Origin of the sequence: Prevotella sp. KH2C16 (genome assembly GCF_900113305.1) — a bacterium.
Classification (GTDB): Bacteria; Bacteroidota; Bacteroidia; order Bacteroidales; family Bacteroidaceae; genus Prevotella.
In genome coordinates this window covers 37377-54000 of record NZ_FOOW01000011.1, presented here as the reverse complement: position 1 = coordinate 54000, position 16624 = coordinate 37377, and the positions used below count along the sequence as shown (strand labels likewise).

The following is a 16624-nucleotide window of genomic DNA, read 5'->3' as shown; positions in this document are numbered from 1 at the left end:
GGAAAGCGAGTCGCACGGATTTAGATACTAAACGGTAGTTCAGTCTATCATGCCGGACGAAGGAGGCATTGCCACACATCGTCCCGACAGGATATTAACGCTTACTGAACTGGAAGCGGCGACGAGCCTTGGGCTGACCTGGCTTCTTACGCTCAACAGCACGAGAGTCGCGTGTGAGGAAGCCGGCATCCTTCAGCTGTTTCTTGTCTTCTGCGTTCACCTTGACGAGTGCGCGGGCAATGGCGAGGCGGAGTGCCTGGCTCTGGCCTGTATAGCCGCCGCCGTCAAGATTAGCCTTGATGTCATACTTCTCAGCGACCTCAAGCAGCTCCAGTGGCTGTTTAACCACATACTGCAGGATGGCCGACGGAAAGTATACGGTGATGTCCCTCTTATTGATTGTGATCTTACCGGTACCCTCCGTGAGGTATACACGAGCCACAGAGCTCTTGCGGCGACCTATTGCATTGATTTGTTCCATCTTTATCCTCAATTATTTATACTGGTTAATATCGATTGACTTTGGTTTTTGAGCCTGCTGCTGATGCTCCGGACCTTCATAGACATAGAGGTTCTTGAGCAGAGCTCGGCCCAGAGGACCCTTTGGCAGCATGCCCTTTACTGCATGGCGGACGATGCGCTCCACGCCGTTCTTGCGAGTGCGAAGCTCCGCAGGCGTGTTGAAACGCTGACCGCCGGGATAACCAGTATAGCGAGTGTAAACCTTATCGGTTTCCTTCTTACCAGTGAAAACCACCTTTTCGGCATTGATAATGATTACATTGTCTCCACAGTCCACATGGGGAGTGAAGTTTGGCTTGTACTTTCCACGAAGCAACTTGGCTACTTTTGTGCAGAGGCGACCAACAATCTGGTCGGTGGCATCCACTACCACCCACTCCTTTGTAGCTGTTTCCTTGTTCACGGAAATAGTCTTGTAACTTAAAGTGTTCATCTTAAAATTTAAATTTTACTACTAAAAAACATTTTTCCTTGTTAATTCTAACAGAGACCTCACGGCGCCTCCAGTCTAAAAGAGACCATCCATGGCTTTCGCTCTGATGCACGGCTGATTCACTAACCGCACCGTCCGGCCAAAGGCGGCACTATTAACACAACCCTGCGCGGGGCTCTAAGCGTGCCCCAATCAATCGGATTGCAAAATTACTCATTATTTATAAATCCGACAAGAACAGGAGGGAGCAAAACAAAGGGATTTTTGAATTATTAACAAAATTAAGTTTATTTATCACTCCATGATATTGGAAGCGCAGGGAAAAACAATCGTAGAGAGCACGGAGAGCAAGCTCCAGTCTCCCCGAAAATGGACGCGGAAGATGTCGCGAGACACAAGCGAAAATCCATGAAGCCGTCCCGCCACACCTGAAAAGCCGTTCCCCGGAATCCTTTTTGTCGCTATCGGAAGAATAAAGTAAGCAGATTCATTGAGCAAAATAAGTTATTTTAATAAGTAAAATAAGTTATTTTACATTATGAAATCAGTTATTTTAGTCTATAAAATCAGTTATTTTATTTTCCCGTTAACGGTCTCTATAACAGAAAAAGGCACCTGCTACCGCTGCCGGCGGCCATCTCTACATCTATAGGAATCGGTGTCCGGATTTTCCAGAAAATAGTCCTTGAGACCTCTTTTTTATATATTTTTTAGTCAAAACCTTTGCTGTGTAAAAAAAAAAATCATACTTTTGCAATCTGAATTTGAAACTTTAAGATATAATAAGCAATGAAGAAAACAATTCTATCTCTGCTGCTTGCCCTTTCCGTAAGCGGCATTTATGCACAGACCAGCAAAGGAATGCTCACCCTCCAGCCCCGTGTGGGTCTCACCTTGGGCAACCAGGCGGGCAGCCTCACCGAGGGTTCCAAGATCAAACCGGGCTTCACCGTAGGCATCGACTGCGAATACGGACTCTCCGACCGGTGGTCGCTGTCGGCCGGGCTGGCCTATGCCCAGTATGGCGACAAGGCCAACAATGCCTTTGGAGCTATAGGGGAGGAGAACGGAAAACAGGTGGCCTATATCATCAAGGCCGACAATGTGCGTGAAGACTTAGACTTCCTCACGCTGCCCGTACAGGCCAACTTCTATGTCTGGAAAGGCCTCGCCCTACATGCCGGCCTGCAGATGGGCTACCTGTTGAGGGCACACGAAAAGGGAAACATCCTTTCCGCAAAGCTGTCGGAACAACCTTCCGGAAATACGGGAATTATCAACTTCGACCCAAACGACATCTCTGTGCAAAGCACTTATGTAGACGCTTCGATGAAGGATGCCGTGCGCAAGTTCGACCTCGGCATCCCCATGGGTATTTCCTACGAGTATAAGCAGGTGGTGCTCGACGCTCACTATCTTCTCGGGCTCACCAATCTCGAAAAGAGCGGCATGGGTTCTTCGCGCAACAGCGTGTTCACCTTCACCCTCGGCTATAAGTTCGGACTCTGACCAAAGCGGCCGAGCGAACTTCGGAAAACGGGAAAGATTCCCCCAAAAGACCCTGCCCCCCGCAGTTTCTTTTGATATTTGGGAGTCTTTCTCGTTTTTTTTATTTATCTTTGCGCCTATATAATATAAGGTATAGGAATGGCAGGAGCAGGCCCAAGAACAAAGACTTTCGTCTTAACTTCTTAACTCCCTAACTCCTCCAACTCCTCAATGCTGCGGAGCGGGGAGGCACGGAACAGGCTAATGTCTTAACTCCCTTAACTCCATAACTCCTTACCTACTAAGAAAGATATCCATGCCCGAATCCCTGAAAGAGAAAACGATAGGTGCTTTACTATGGAATTTCGTCGACCGCTTCGGACAGCAAGTCCTGCAATTCGTCGTCGCCGTCATCGTGGCAAACATCCTGTTTCCCGACGACTATGCCCTCGTGGCCATGCTCGCCATCTTCACTGCCATCGGCAACCTCATCATCGAGAGCGGATTCGGGGCGGCACTCATCCAGAAGAAACAGGCCGACGACCGCGATTTCAGCACCGTCTTCTGGTTCAACCTGGCCATGAGCCTCCTGCTCTACGCCCTCTTGATGGCGGCCACTCCCCTCATCGTGGCCTACTTCCACGAGCCCCTGCTCACACGGCTTGCCGCCGTGGTATTCCTCGTCCTGCCCCTCAATGCCACCATGCTGATACAGAACACCCTGCTGAACAAGCACATCCGCTTCCGTCACCTGGCCAAGGTCGACCTCCTCTCGATGCTCTTCTCGTCGGCATGTGCCGTCGGCATGGCCGCCAGCGGCTGCGGCGTGTGGACGCTGGCATGGCAACCCGTAACGCTCGCGGCCTCGAAGAGCACCCTGCTCTGGCTCTGGAACGACTGGCGGCCCAAGCGTTACTTCAGCTTCCGACTGCTCCGCGAGCTCTTCGGGTTCTCCTCCAGTCTGCTCGCCGCCGGCCTCGTCAACACCGTTTTCCTGAATATATACTCCCTCGTGCTGCCCAAACTCTATCCGAAACGCGAACTCGGCTACTTCACGCAGGGAAATAAAATCTGCGACCCTATCGTGAGCCTCGTCTACGGAAGCATCCAGAACGCCACCTACCCGATATTCTCGGGCATACAGGACGAGCACGAACGACTGATAAACGCCTATCGCAAGTCCATCCGCTTCACGGCCTTCCTCACCTTTCCGATGATGTGCGGAGCCATTGCCGTGGCCCCCGCCCTCTTCCGCCTGCTGTTCAAGGAGGCCTGGTGGGCGGCCATCCCGTTCTTCCAACTGCTCTGCATGGGCGGCTGTTTCACGATTCTCACGGCCATCAACAATAACTTCATCAAGGTGAGCGGCCGCTCGTCGGGCATTCTGAAGATAGAACTCTTCAAGATTGCGCTCACCGCCGTGGCCATCATCCTGCTCCTCCGACAGGGCGTACTGGCGATGGTGGCCGGGCTCATCAGCGTCCGCCTCTTCGTCTACATTATCAACATGGCCTACACCCAGCGGTATACGGGCTACCGGTTCATGCACCAGGTGCGCGACATCCTGCCCTATCTGGCCGTCTCCCTGCTCATGATGGCGGCGGTATGGGCGGTAAGCCTCGTCATCGGCAACCAACTCCTGCTACTCGTCTGCCAGATGATTACGGGTGTGGCGGTCTACTTTCTCATCACTTACTGTAGCGGAAGCAAGATACTGCGGGAGTCGCTCGAACTGCTGAAAACAAGGAAATAAGATATGGAGAACGCCATCAAGGTGAGCGTGCTGATGCTCGCCTACAACCAAGAGCAATACATCGACGAGGCCATCCGCAGCGTGGTCTTGCAGCAGACCTCGTTCCCGATAGAGCTCATCATCGGCGACGACCACAGCTGCGACGGCACCCTGACCCGCTGCCAGGCCTGGAAGGAGCGCTATCCGGAACAGATCGTCCTCCACGAGAACACCGAGAACCTCGGACTGGCGCGCAATTACATCGAGACCTATAACCTCGCAAGAGGACAGTACATCGCCGTCTGCGAGGCTGACGACTACTGGACGGACGCGCGCAAGCTCCAGATACAGGCCGACTTCATGGATGCCCACCCACAATACAGCATGTGTTTCCATCGCGTGGTGAACTTCTATGAGGCCAACGGAACCAAGAGCCTCAGCAACGGAGGCCAGAAAGAGACCGTCTCCTTGCACGATCTTGCCCTCTGCAACCCCATCACCAATGTCTCCGTATTCTATCGCCGCGGCCTCTTCGGACCGCTCCCCGACTGGATGGACCAGGTTACGAGCTACGACTTCATCATGCACATGCTCAACGCGCAGCATGGGGATGTCTACTACATGAGGCGCGTGATGGCGGTCTATCGCAAGCTCGAGTCGAGCATCTGGACGGGAGGAGGGCGCAAGAAGCGTGCCCTCATCTCCCTGAAAAACCGAGACCTGCTCCTCGGCTACTTCCAGGAACGCGACCGGGAGGTCTACGCTCTGCTCCGCAAAGCCAACGCCCGCAACTGCCTCAACCAGTCAATCCTCCTCCGAAGCGAGGGTGAAGACGCCGATGCCGACGATTTCCTACAGCTCGCCCATCAGTATATGCCCGAGTGGACGGAGGCCGACATCACGAGGGAAACCGAGTTTCTGAAGGTCTCGGAGCAAAACCCCTCACTACTGAAACACACGCTGACGACATGCCGGAAGGTGGTTTCAAAGTTCATTCCTTTACCCCGAATCCGGCAGCGGGCTGCTGGAAGCATCGTCTTCGTACCCTCCGGCGGTCTCGGCAACCGCATGAAAGCCATCTCGGCAGCCGTCCGCCTGGCGAAGGAATGCAACACAAAGCTCACCGTCCTGTGGTTTGAAGACTGGGGACTGGGCTGCCGCTTCGACCGTCTTTTCCGTCCGCTCGACATCGAGGGGGTATCCCTGCGACAGGCAACGCTCGTCGACAAGCTGGTCTACGACCGTCCCCGCAAGCGCAACCTCCAGCTTCCAAGGCTCTTTCAAAAGCTCTTCTTTGACGCAAGGATGGACGAGGAGGAAGCCACGCGGCGCATGTATGCCGGCTTCAACTTCACCTCCTGGGCGCAGGGCAGGAAGGTATGGCTTGCCAGCCATGTGTATTTCATGGCACAGAACATCCCCGCCGACGCCTTCGACGGTTTCCGTCCTGTCTCCGAGCTACAGCAGCGAATCGACCTGACGACCGCCGGTTTCAACGGGAAAGTGGTCGGCGTGCACATCCGCCGCACCGATCAGGAACGCTCCATACAGTATAGTCCCACCTCGCTGTTCGTCGCCCGCATGCGGGAAGAGCCCGAAGACACCCGCTTCTATCTGGCTTCCGACGACGAGGAAGTAAAGGTCGACCTGCGCAGAGAGTTCCCCGGGCGCATCATCACCCTGCCCCGGAAAGCGGAGAGAGGCACGCCCGAGGGCATGGAAGACGCCCTCGTGGAGCTCTACACCCTGTCGCGCACCCGCCGCATCATCGGCTCCTTCGGCAGCACCTACTCCCTCACGGCCGCCACCATAGGACGAATTGAAGTAGAAATCATCAAAAAAGACCCGTCATGAAAATACTCGCCATCATCGTTTCCTATAACTTCACGAAGTGGATGAACCGCTGTCTGGGTTCCCTGAAGGCGTCCTCGATGCCGGTAGACATCATCGTTCTGGACAACGGCTCCAGGGACGACACCGTGAGAACCCTGCGGGAACGCTACCCGGAAATAACCCTCATCGAGAACAAGAGCAACCTCGGCTTCGGCAAGGCGAACAACATCGGGCTGCACAAGGCCGACCGTGAAGACTACGACGGCGTGCTCCTGCTGAACCAGGACGCATGGATTGACGCCGACACCCTGGCCGCCCTCGTGGAGACCAGTCGCCGCCATCCCGACTTCGGGGTTCTCTCGCCCGTCCATCTGACGGGCAACGGCGATAAGATAGAGCACGGCTTCAGCGTCTACTGCGGCATCGACAGCCCCGAAAACCTGCCGAAAGACGAGCTCATAGAGGTGCCCTTCATCAACGCGGCCATCTGGTATATGCCCATGAAGGCGCTGCGCGAGGTGGGATTCTTCGCTCCCGTCTTCTATCACTACGGCGAAGACAAGGACCTCTCCAACCGTTTGCACCACTACGGATGGCGAACGGGCTTCGTACCGACCGTCTTCGGCTACCACGACCGTGAGTTCCGGCAGCAGACGAGGCAGTCGTTCTTCCGCACGGAGCGCGTCTATCACCTCTCGGAATACACCAATATCAACTACGCCTTCGGCAAGGCCTTCGCCTTAGGCGTGCTGGCGGTGGGCAAGAAGTCCCTGCAGTCGTTTGCCAAGGGCCGCTGGGGCTACGGCTTCACCTATCTCTCCATCGGCCTCGGACTGCTCTTCCGCACGGGAGAAGTGGTCAAGGCGCGCGAACTTTCACAGCATGTAGACCTAAGAAACTATGTATAATGGAACTTGCACCGATATTACTCTTTGTCTATAATCGCCCCCTCCATGTGGAGCGGGGACTGGCCTCGCTCCTGCAAAACGCGGAGGCGAAGGATTCAGAACTCTATGTCTATTCCGACGCGGCACGGTCGGCAGCCGATGAGGAGGCCGTCAGGCAGGTGAGGAAAACCGTGCATGGTGCCACCGGTTTCAGGCAGGTGCACATCATCGAGCGTACCGAGAACTGGGGGTTAGCCCGCAATGTGATCGACGGCGTGTCGACGGTTATCAACCGGCACGGGCGCGTCATCGTGCTCGAAGACGACCTCGTGGTGTCGCCCTACTTCCTACGGTTCATGAACGAGGCCCTCGAGACCTACAAGGACGAGCCCCGCGTGGGACACATCCAGGCGTGCGACTTCACGCAGGATGCCACCCTGCCCGACACCTTCCTCATCCAATGGACGGGTAGTTGGGGGTGGGCCACCTGGCAACGGGCGTGGGCGCACTTCAATCCCGACGGGCGGGAACTTTTGCGGAAATTAGAGGAAAGAAGACTCACGAGACGCTTCGACTTCAACGGCACCTACGGCTTCACACGCATGCTGCGCCGTCAGATTGAGGGGAAAAACAATTCCTGGGCCATCCGTTGGAACGCCTCGCTCTTCTTAGAGGACATCCTGTCGCTGAATGTAGGGCGTTCCCTCGTCTCCAACGAGGGTCTCGACGGGTCGGGCACGAACTCCATCTCGGGCGATCCCTATGTCTCCCGCCTGTGGATGCAGCCTCTCCGGGTGGAGAAAATATCGCCCGTCGAGGAAAACGAAGCCGCCCGTAAGGCCTTCGAACGCTACTACGGCCGCACCAACAGCTTCCGGGCAAAAGTCTTCAGACGGCTCCGCGGCATGGTGAAAGGCTGGTTCCGATTCTAAGGCCGACGGCAAGACCGTTTCTTTCTAACGGCTTTCAGCGCGACAAAATCGGCGAAATCGTGGGACAAAATCGGCGAGATTGTCTGACAAAATCGCCGATTTTGTCAAGCTTCTGACGGCAGACCGTCAAGACAACGGCCGCACGAGGTCAGCTCAGGTGCGTCAAGATCAGGCTGCCGTTATAGATAATGAGATACAAGGCGAGTGCTCCCGTCGTCGCCCGCAACGCCATGCGGAGCCATCCGCGGGTATCACGGAAGAGGAAGGCCATGGCTATCGGGAGGATGAAAGCCCATTGCGAGGTCATGATGTAGACCTCGTTGATGCCGAAGCCCAGTACGATATAGATGGCCATATCGAACGCAAACCACGAGAAGACGAGCCAGAAAAACCTGCTGCGACGGGCAAAGAAGACGCCTGCAAGGAACAGCAAGACCAGCAAAGCCTCAATCCCATAGTAGTAATCCTTCTCATACGGCACGATCATCGGCCGCTTGTCCTTCATGATATCCTGGAGAAGGTTGGCCTTGTGAAGCTGTAACGACTCGCCGAAAAGGTTCTCCACCACGCTGCGCCAGCGGTCGGTCTCCTTGTCGGTCCACGCCATGAAGCCCTTCTTCGACATCGGACGGCCAATCTTCGGGTTGGTATGATTGGCCAGATACTTCTTGTAGGCCATGCGCTTGAGCTCCTTGTCGGCCGCGGCCTTGATGCCGGCGCTGTCCATTTCAGGATGCCGTTGCCGAAAGGCCTGATACACGCTGTCCCTGACAAAGCGGTTGCGGGCGGCCATGCGCTGGTGCGCCGCCGTCTCCAAAGGCTGTGCCCAGACCTGAAACTCGAGCACGGCGATGCCCCACATCACGGCCGCGGGAAGGATGACGGCAGGCAACAGGTAGCGCGGATGGAAGAATCTGCGCCCATTGGTGAATAGTGCCGCGAGGAAAATCTTTATCCCGTTGTTGAGCGATACGCCCGCCGTGAAGAGGAAGAGGAGCACCGTCTGCCACACGGTCATCAACCGCTTCTTCCCGATTTTGACACCCGCTATGTAGAGGCAGATGAGCATCATACACATCGACATATTAAAGTGGTCGGGCACCATGACGGTAAGGATGATGAAGGCAAAGGTGAAAAACAGGGCGGTGAGCAGCGTCGCATCGGGACGGGAGGCACCCACCACCTCGCGCAGGATGCGGTAAAGGAAAATAACGGAGTAGAATCCGAAAAACAATTCGATGACCGCCATGATGGGAACGGCACAGTTCACGCCCGTAAGAGCCAGCAATGCTTGGTTCAACAGGAAAGGAACAAGACAGAAAACGGCTAATAGCGGGTGGCGATAGATATTGAATTCCCAGCCGTGCCAGTCGCTCAAGATGGAATAGGTCCACGCGTCGAAGCCCGAGATATGAAAGGTGTCTCGGGCAAGGCTGTGGTAGTCGGCAGCTGGTTGGGCCAGCGGCGGGAAGTATTCTGCCACCACCAAGGCGTTGAGTGTGCCCACGAAGAGCAGGGCGACGACGGCCAGCCATCGTTCCTCGGGCTTGATCTTGAATATCTTCAGCATGTCATGTAGTCGATTATAAAGTATCCGTTATAAACATATAGGTAGAGGGTCAGCAGCACGAGAACCGTCCTGACAATCCTGCGGGGCAAGGCGGACAGGCCTTTCAGGAGATAGCCGACGGCAATGGGGATGACGAAAATCCAGTGTGCCGACATGATATAGACCTCGTTGATGCCGAAGCCCAGTCCGATGTGGAGCAACAGGTCGAGCGCAAACCACGACAGGGCGAGCCACAGGAAACGACTGCGTCGCCCGCACCAGATGCCCACGAGGAAGAGCAGCACGAGCAAGCCCTCCGCTACATAGTTGACCGTCCAGCGGTATTTCACGATCATCGGGCGCACCCGAAACTCGTCTTGCAGCAGGTAATCGGGGTGAAGCTGGATGCTTTCACCAAACAAGTTCTCCACGACAGACTCCCATCGGGGCGTGGTCTTGTCGCTCCAGCGCATGAACTGGCCCTGCATGAACGGCGCGCCTTGCCGCACGCGCCGCTTCGGCTTGGGTTTCGGAGCCGTCTTGCGGGCGGTGTCTCCCGGCGTCTGACGCAGCTTCACGGCCTCCGCCAGACGGATGGAATCCCGGCGTTTCTTCTCCGCCTTGCGCTTAGCTTGCTGTGCATGGCGGGCATTCTCACCGGGAGCCACCAGATAGTGGTATTCATACCGTGCCCCCATCCATAGCAGCAAAGCCGGCAAAATGACGGCAAGAAGCAGATAGCGAATGTGGAAAAAGCGGCCTCGGTTTACGAAAAGTCCAGCCAGAAAGACCTTCAGGCCATTGTTCAGGGAGATTCCCGCCGTGAGGAAAAACAGCACGACGGTCTGCCAGATGCCCATTTTCCGGTGTTCTCTTATCAGTATTCCCGAGACATAGAGCGTCAGCAAGAGCACAAACATGGAGAGAATGAAGTGGTCGGGCACCATCGCCGAGAGCATCACGAAGGCGAATGAATAGAGGAAAAAGCTGAGCAGGGCGGAGTCAAAACGCCCTAATCCTATCACATCCCGACATATACGATGCAGGAAGATGAAGGCGTAGAAGGCGGCGAAGATGAGCATCAAGGCGACGATGAACTGCACGCAGTTGATGCCGAAGAGCACCATGCAACCCCGGTTGACGACATAGGGCACCCACATGAGGAAGCTCAAGAGCGGATGGCGATAGACATTGTAGCGCGCTTCCCAGTCTGAAACCACATAATAGGTGATCGGATCAAAGCCCGATACATGGAATCTGCCGATGAAAAGGTTCCAGTAATTACCCTGGAGGGGCGTAAAAAGGGCGGCATATTTGAGTATTGTCAGGGCATTCAGAGCCACCAGCAGGAGCAGGATCGACAGTGCAATCCAGCGTTCCTCGCGCCTGATTTGAAAGAGACTCCCTATCTTCATCGCTTCAAAAAATATCTAACCAACAAGAAATTCACGGGCACGCAGATGGCAAACATCGGTATCGGAGCCCACTGCTCGCCGACTCCCAGCCAGAGAAAGAACTGCAGCGTGAGCATCTGGAGCAGATAGTTGACTCCGTGGGAGAGCAGGAAGCCCGCCCCGTGCCGGGCATTTGCCTTCACCCGGAAGGTGAAATGCGTGGACGCATAGAAGTTATAGAGGAAGCTCACGACATATCCCACGGTGAGCGAAAGCCCCGGACTGAACCAGCGCAGGCAGACCCAGTAGACCAGATACTGAATCAGCGTGGCGGTGATTCCTACGATTCCGAAGCGCACCACCTCGCCTAACCATCGCCTCTTGGTTTCATCCAAACGGCCTAAAATATCCTTCATCCGCATATTCCAGAAGTTCCTTGTCGCCCCGGCTGTCGCCGAAAGCCACGATATGGTATGCCTCCCGAGGGTCGGTGAGCACCTCCTTGAGGCGGTTTACCTTCTCCGCGCCATAGCAGTTCCTGGTCAGAAAGCGGCCCGTAAGCCGACCATCGGCCACCTCAACCTTCGTCCCCAGCACCTTGACTGACGGGAAGAAGGGTTGCACCCAGTTGTCGACACTCGCGCTCACAACCATCACCTGCACCCCCTGCCGACGGCCTTCGGCTATCTTCTCAGCGGCCTCCGGTCGTATCAGAGACCGTTTCTCCTCTACAAAAGAGCGGCACAGAGCATCAAATTCCGCTGTCGTCTTGCCCCTGAAAAAGTAAGAGAAGACCTTCTGCTTGGCTTTCCAGTTGGGATAGAGACGCAATTTCATGAGCACGAGCAGCGGACTATAGAGTAGGAATCCGAGGCAGAAACGCCCGTTGCCTGAGGCAAACCGGATGAACTCAAGCAGCGAATCGCGCCGGGTAATCGTACCGTCGAAGTCAAACACCCACACCTGTTTCATGCCACATAGATGATGAAAAGGAAGGATATGAGCCATGCCAAGACCACCAGTTGGGTAAAGCGGTCCTTGAGAATCACCTTCGTCGGGTCGCCGCTCTGCTGGTCTACCACCGCTATCTGGATGTAGCGGAGCAGACCCACAAGCACGAATACGCTCGTGAGATATAAGTTCTCGGTGTGCAGATTGGCAACAACCTCGGGCGAAACAGTATACATGATGTAACACACCAGCGTTACCGAGGCGGTGATAGTGATGGCCTGATTGATAAAAGTGAGGTTATATCGGATGGTATTCTTCCGCGGCGCGATGCCCGTTTCGTCCATCCGAAGCACATCGTCGCGCCTCTTCGCGAAGCTCAGGAACAGCGTCAGAAGGAAGGTCATGAGGATAATCCACTTGCTGAGAACCACCTCCGCGGCGACACCTCCCGCCAAGATGCGGAGCACGAAGCCGAAAGCCACGATGCAGACATCCACGATGGCATACTCCTTGAGCTTCAAACAGTAGGCTACATTCAGGACAAAATAGAAGACAATCACTCCTCCCACCTCCAGCTGATGAGCCGGAAGCAGGAACAAGACGGCTAACGAAAGTGCAAACATCACTATCATAAAGGCGTAGGCCTGGCCAATGGTTACCGCACCCGAGGCTATCGGCCGCTTACATTTCACGGGGTGCCGCCGGTCGGCTTCGACATCTCGGATGTCGTTCAGGCAGTATATCGACGAGGCTACGAAGCAGAACGAGGCGAGAGTGATAATGCCCGCAAAGACGGCTTCGGCATTCAGCAGGGCACCTCCGAAGAACAGAGGCACGAGCACGAAGAGGTTTTTCACCCATTGGCGAAGCCGTATCAGTCTTAGGATATTCTTCATTTCGTGATTCTTTTCATGATAAAACCAATAGCATGGTGCAACAGCCAGGCCAGCGGAATGCTGACGGCGGCACAGCTTAAGGCCTTCGGCCAATAAGTCCAGCCCAGCTTTTCGAGGTGCGGAAGCACGAAATGGGCGTGTATGAGGTAAATCTCAAGGCTCAAGGTACCCACAAAAGCCAGCCACCGGGAGAACCATTTCCCGGCATGGCGGAAGACAATTACCAGCAGGATAATGCCCGATACCGTCATCGGAATATACAGCATGCGCTCCAGGAAGAGGGGAAAACGCCCGTGAAGGAACTGCTCCAGATAGACACACGACGCAAAGGTCATCACGAACAAGAGGAGAACCAGCCACAGGGAGGAGGCCTCGAGCGTTCGCTTCTGCCGCACCTGTTCCGCACAATTGATGCCGATGAAGAAGATGGGGACGCGGCTCCAGAAGATTTCAAGATGCCCCAAGGCGTGGTGAACGGGCGTTATGTACTGCACGACGACGCACCAGGCTATCATGGCAACCGGCAGCCATCGGTAAACGGGATGCTTGCGTATGAGCATCATGTAGTAAGGGGCGAAGACATAGAGCATCAGGATGGCGGGAATATACCAGAAGGTGAGCTCGTCGTGAATCCAGAAATCCCAGTTAACGGTGATGTCGCCTACCAAGTCCGGCAAGCTCGAGGAGAACTTCCGGTCGCCCAGATAGTCAGGGAGATAGAACAGCGTGGCCATAACGAGCCATGCCGGATAGATGCGGAGGAGGCGTCGCTTGTAGAAATGAGCGACCGACGGGGTCTTCAGCCACGAGAACCAGAGACCGATCCCGCTAAGGAAGAAGAACATGTCGACACCCACATTGCCCATCCTCCGCAGCCCGAAGAACGGGTCGTTGCGGGACAAACCCACATGAAAGAGGATGATGAAGAGGATGGCAGCCCCCATCAACTCCCCCCGATAGCGGGAGATACCGGCCAGTTCAATTTCCTTAAGCTTCATCTTTCAACTTCATTTTAGGATTCGGGATGCGCTTCATGAGCTCCTTGAAGAGCCATGCCACGCAGATGCTTGCAACGATATAGAGGATCAGTCCCGTATAGATGTCGCCATGGCGACTGATGGGAATCAGGATTTTACGCGTTATCGGGTGGCAGACAAACAGCGCCGCGCTGATGCCGCCCATCCACTCAAGGACTGCAAAGACCGCCTTGGAAATGCTGCCTGGCATCCTCGTGAGCCACTTGACGAGGCAGATGCTGGCCCCGCAGACGGCCAACGGTACTACCGCCCAGGCCACAAAGTCGTAGCTCATAGCCACTACCAATGCCGAGAACAGCAGGAAGCCGCCGAAGAGCCAGCAGCCTTTAAGACCCGCCCGCCCAATCAGCCGTCCACCAAACCGTGCATAGAGCAGTCCCGCACCGAAAGGAAGCATGCCCCCCATGAAGTTATACCGGTAGCGGTTGAGCTCCTCGCCCTCGGGCGCAAGGCAAAGTTGGACGGCGAGGCAGACAGCCATCAGTCCTGCCGTCCACCCCCAATGCCGCTTGTAGAGCATGCAGCGATAGACCACATAGAGCTGCAACATGAGACCAAAGAACCAATAGGGACCCGGCCAGATCATGTGGTCGGGGTCGGGAAGGAGATTGTTCAGCATCAGCAACTGCGCCACCACCTTCACCACATCGTAGTGCCAGCTCCCGGGCGTGATGGCATCCACGAGTACGAAAGCCACGAAACCCACAATCATCATCTTGAAAAGCTTCAGGTAATGATACCTCACGAAGGGCACCACAGGCACGCTCCGGGAGGACGCCAACTCGTATTTGTTCACCAGGCCGAAGGCACTCAAGAAGAGGAATATCGGCACGCCGTAGTGCCCGAAGAAAGAAAGCAGATGAAGGGGAAGGTTCGCGTCGGGATGGGAAAGCACCTGACCGAACACCTCCACATTGTGGCGGGTGAAGGTATACTCGTTCTCCTTCACGATCGGCGACAGCCAATGGCAGTAGTTGTGGAGGAAGATGCCGATGATGGCAAGCCCCCGGAGCGCATTGCACTCCGCCCGCGTAAGCAGCTCCTTACTCATCTCCGGCCTCCTTTCTCAACTTGTCATAGTCGGCCGACGACTTCAATATCCGCGGTCGCAGCTCGTCGTAGTCCGGGCTCAGAATGTTGTATTCCGCATGATAGGTGGGTGCCGATATGCCCGCCAGATACAAGAGCAGGTGCGGGAGGGCGTCGGTCATCAACCTTCTGTCCTTTGCCTGTATAATCTCATGATAGATTTCCGGATGCTTCACGGCATAGGTATGCGAGCAGTAAATCCAGAACGGAATCTCAAACTCATATTTCGCGAGGTCGTAGTCGACCCTTGCGGAGTGGTTACGGCATACGATTCCTCGCGTTCCCTCATAGCATTCCTCGCCGTGATCGGGCATGTAGATGACGATGGCGTCCTCCTTTTCAAACCGCCGGCATATCTCGTCGACCACCGAGTCGTTGTAAAGACAGGCGTTATCATAGTAGCTCAGCATCTTGCGCTGCCGCGGCGTGAGCTCCGGCCGGCGCTTCTCGTAGTCGGCGGCGGAGAACTTCGCCCTGTCCTTAGGAAACCGCAGCTTGTAGCCCACATGCTGTCCGATGAGGTGGAATATCGTCAGGTTATGGGTTCCGAGCCGTCCCTTGAGGTCGTCGTAGTCGTCCAAGAGTCCCTCGTCAAAGCGATGAATCTTGTCGTTGCGCGTGTCGAACTGCTCCGCACTCAACCTCGGGTTGTTCAGGAAGAAGCCGCCGCTGAAGTCGTAGACGGCCTCCTTGGCCTTGGGCAGGAACTGATTGGTGAGGAACGACACATGATAGCCCGCCTTGCGGAACACCTCCGTGAAGAGCGGATAGTCGCACCACTCTCCTTTCTGCCCGATGACATGCATGGAGAAGACATCCTTGAAGACGAAGCTCGTCAGGTTATGGGGCGACACGACATCGCTGAACTTCACGAGCAAGCCCGTCTTCTCGCGCGCCGTCTGCCGCGGCGTGGTGGGCATGAAGTAGCCGTATTGCTGCGAGTGGTGCTTGCCATAGCTCTCGCCGATGATGAGCACGATGTGCGGCGACCGGAAGGAGCAGCTGTCCACCTCGATATTCTCGCTCGTCTTTATCAGCTGCGCGATCTGCTTCGATGCTAAGGAGTTGGCATAGAGACTGAACACGAGGCGATACAGGGGCGTATAGAACACCGCGTGGCCGGGCTCCGTGAGCGTGTGCTCCACATCGCCGATGGTGCGGCTGGCGTAAATCTTCGCGGTGGCTCGCTTGTTGTCGTAGCTCGAAAAACAGCTCCACACGAAAAGGCCGATGACGAGCAGACCAAGCCCGGGCGACAGCCTGCCGAGGAATGGCCCTGCCTTCGCCCGAATCCACTTCTGCTTCCACGCCCCCACGGCATGCAGGACGGCCAGCAAGAGCACGCAGCCCACGGGGGAGAAGATGACCTCCGGCGACAGATACTGCCGCAGGAACTCGCCCGCTTCGCGGCTGTCGGTCTCACCCACCAGCAGGAGCATCGTGGGCGTGAGCGTGGAGTCGAACTTCCAGAAGCAGTAGACATCCACCACGGCCACGGCATAGAGCACTACATAGAGCAGCCTGCGCACCCATCGGCGAATGCCTTCGGGCAGCAGGGTGAGCACCACGCACACCACATAGAGGTCGAGGAAAAGCTCGAGCCAGAGGTTGCCATAGAGGTGGATGCCCGGCGCCCGGACGAGCGTGAGCCACTCCACCACCTCGCCAAGCACATACATGGCCACGAAGAAGGCGGCATTGGTCTTGACGGGACGCAGCCCCAGGGCGAGCACTTTGTTCAGAATATTTCGCAATTTCATGCAGTCTTTCCCAATTTCGGGTGCAAAGTTACACTAAATTCAGCGGATAAGCAAATAAAACATAGTTTTATTCCCTCGCCGCAGCCTTTGCCCGCCACACCACGGAAAGTCATCGCCGTGC

Annotated in this window: 15 protein-coding genes; 5 read left to right on the top strand and 10 right to left on the bottom strand. The window is 55.7% G+C overall.

Annotation, left to right across the window (positions count from 1 at the left end):
* Positions 1-94 precede the first annotated feature (94 nt).
* On the bottom strand, positions 95-481 hold the full coding sequence (rpsI, locus tag BM114_RS08765) for a 30S ribosomal protein S9 (protein WP_092112528.1): 387 nt from the start codon (positions 479-481) through the stop codon (positions 95-97).
* A gap of 12 nt (positions 482-493) precedes the next feature.
* Positions 494-955, bottom strand: coding sequence for a 50S ribosomal protein L13 (gene rplM, locus BM114_RS08760; RefSeq protein WP_092112526.1), 462 nt, complete (start codon positions 953-955; stop codon positions 494-496).
* Positions 956-1744: 789 nt separating this feature from the next.
* Here rplM and BM114_RS08755 point away from each other — a divergent pair.
* The 5 genes from BM114_RS08755 to BM114_RS08735 all read left to right on the top strand — a co-directional run bounded on the left by BM114_RS08755 (position 1745) and on the right by BM114_RS08735 (position 7827).
* Complete coding sequence (locus BM114_RS08755; protein ID WP_092112524.1) at positions 1745-2464, top strand: porin family protein; 720 nt, start codon at positions 1745-1747, stop codon at positions 2462-2464.
* 295 nt (positions 2465-2759) lie between these two features.
* Positions 2760-4196: a lipopolysaccharide biosynthesis protein gene (locus tag BM114_RS08750; protein ID WP_092112522.1), complete on the top strand. Its 1437-nt coding sequence runs from the start codon at positions 2760-2762 to the stop codon at positions 4194-4196.
* A gap of 3 nt (positions 4197-4199) precedes the next feature.
* On the top strand, positions 4200-6029 hold the full coding sequence (locus tag BM114_RS08745) for a glycosyltransferase (RefSeq protein WP_092112520.1): 1830 nt from the start codon (positions 4200-4202) through the stop codon (positions 6027-6029).
* The gene (locus BM114_RS08740) at positions 6026-6916 is read left to right on the top strand and encodes a glycosyltransferase family 2 protein (protein ID WP_092112518.1); all 891 of its coding nucleotides are present in this window, start codon (positions 6026-6028) and stop codon (positions 6914-6916) included. The genes BM114_RS08745 and BM114_RS08740 overlap by 4 nt, the downstream gene beginning before the upstream one ends.
* Positions 6916-7827, top strand: a complete 912-nt coding sequence (locus BM114_RS08735) for a glycosyltransferase (RefSeq protein ID WP_092112516.1) — start codon at positions 6916-6918, stop codon at positions 7825-7827. Before BM114_RS08740 ends, BM114_RS08735 begins: the two co-directional genes overlap by 1 nt.
* Positions 7828-7975: 148 nt before the next feature.
* Here BM114_RS08735 and BM114_RS08730 read toward each other — a convergent pair whose 3' ends face one another.
* The 8 genes from BM114_RS08730 to BM114_RS08695 are packed head-to-tail and all read right to left on the bottom strand — an operon-like array spanning position 7976 to position 16503.
* Positions 7976-9397, bottom strand: coding sequence for a DUF6080 domain-containing protein (locus tag BM114_RS08730; RefSeq protein ID WP_092112514.1), 1422 nt, complete (start codon positions 9395-9397; stop codon positions 7976-7978).
* On the bottom strand, positions 9391-10791 hold the full coding sequence (locus BM114_RS08725; RefSeq protein WP_092112512.1) for a DUF6080 domain-containing protein: 1401 nt from the start codon (positions 10789-10791) through the stop codon (positions 9391-9393). Before BM114_RS08725 ends, BM114_RS08730 begins: the two co-directional genes overlap by 7 nt.
* Positions 10788-11186: a GtrA family protein gene (locus tag BM114_RS08720; RefSeq protein WP_177207083.1), complete on the bottom strand. Its 399-nt coding sequence runs from the start codon at positions 11184-11186 to the stop codon at positions 10788-10790. The genes BM114_RS08725 and BM114_RS08720 overlap by 4 nt, the downstream gene beginning before the upstream one ends.
* Positions 11158-11742, bottom strand: coding sequence for an HAD family hydrolase (locus tag BM114_RS08715; protein ID WP_092112508.1), 585 nt, complete (start codon positions 11740-11742; stop codon positions 11158-11160). Before BM114_RS08715 ends, BM114_RS08720 begins: the two co-directional genes overlap by 29 nt.
* Positions 11739-12617: a decaprenyl-phosphate phosphoribosyltransferase gene (locus BM114_RS08710; protein WP_092112506.1), complete on the bottom strand. Its 879-nt coding sequence runs from the start codon at positions 12615-12617 to the stop codon at positions 11739-11741. Before BM114_RS08710 ends, BM114_RS08715 begins: the two co-directional genes overlap by 4 nt.
* The gene (locus tag BM114_RS08705) at positions 12614-13615 is read right to left on the bottom strand and encodes an acyltransferase family protein (RefSeq protein WP_092112503.1); all 1002 of its coding nucleotides are present in this window, start codon (positions 13613-13615) and stop codon (positions 12614-12616) included. Before BM114_RS08705 ends, BM114_RS08710 begins: the two co-directional genes overlap by 4 nt.
* The gene (locus BM114_RS08700) at positions 13605-14705 is read right to left on the bottom strand and encodes an acyltransferase family protein (RefSeq protein WP_092112501.1); all 1101 of its coding nucleotides are present in this window, start codon (positions 14703-14705) and stop codon (positions 13605-13607) included. The genes BM114_RS08705 and BM114_RS08700 overlap by 11 nt, the downstream gene beginning before the upstream one ends.
* The gene (locus BM114_RS08695; RefSeq protein ID WP_092112499.1) at positions 14698-16503 is read right to left on the bottom strand and encodes a phosphoethanolamine transferase; all 1806 of its coding nucleotides are present in this window, start codon (positions 16501-16503) and stop codon (positions 14698-14700) included. Before BM114_RS08695 ends, BM114_RS08700 begins: the two co-directional genes overlap by 8 nt.
* Positions 16504-16624: the final 121 nt, after the last annotated feature.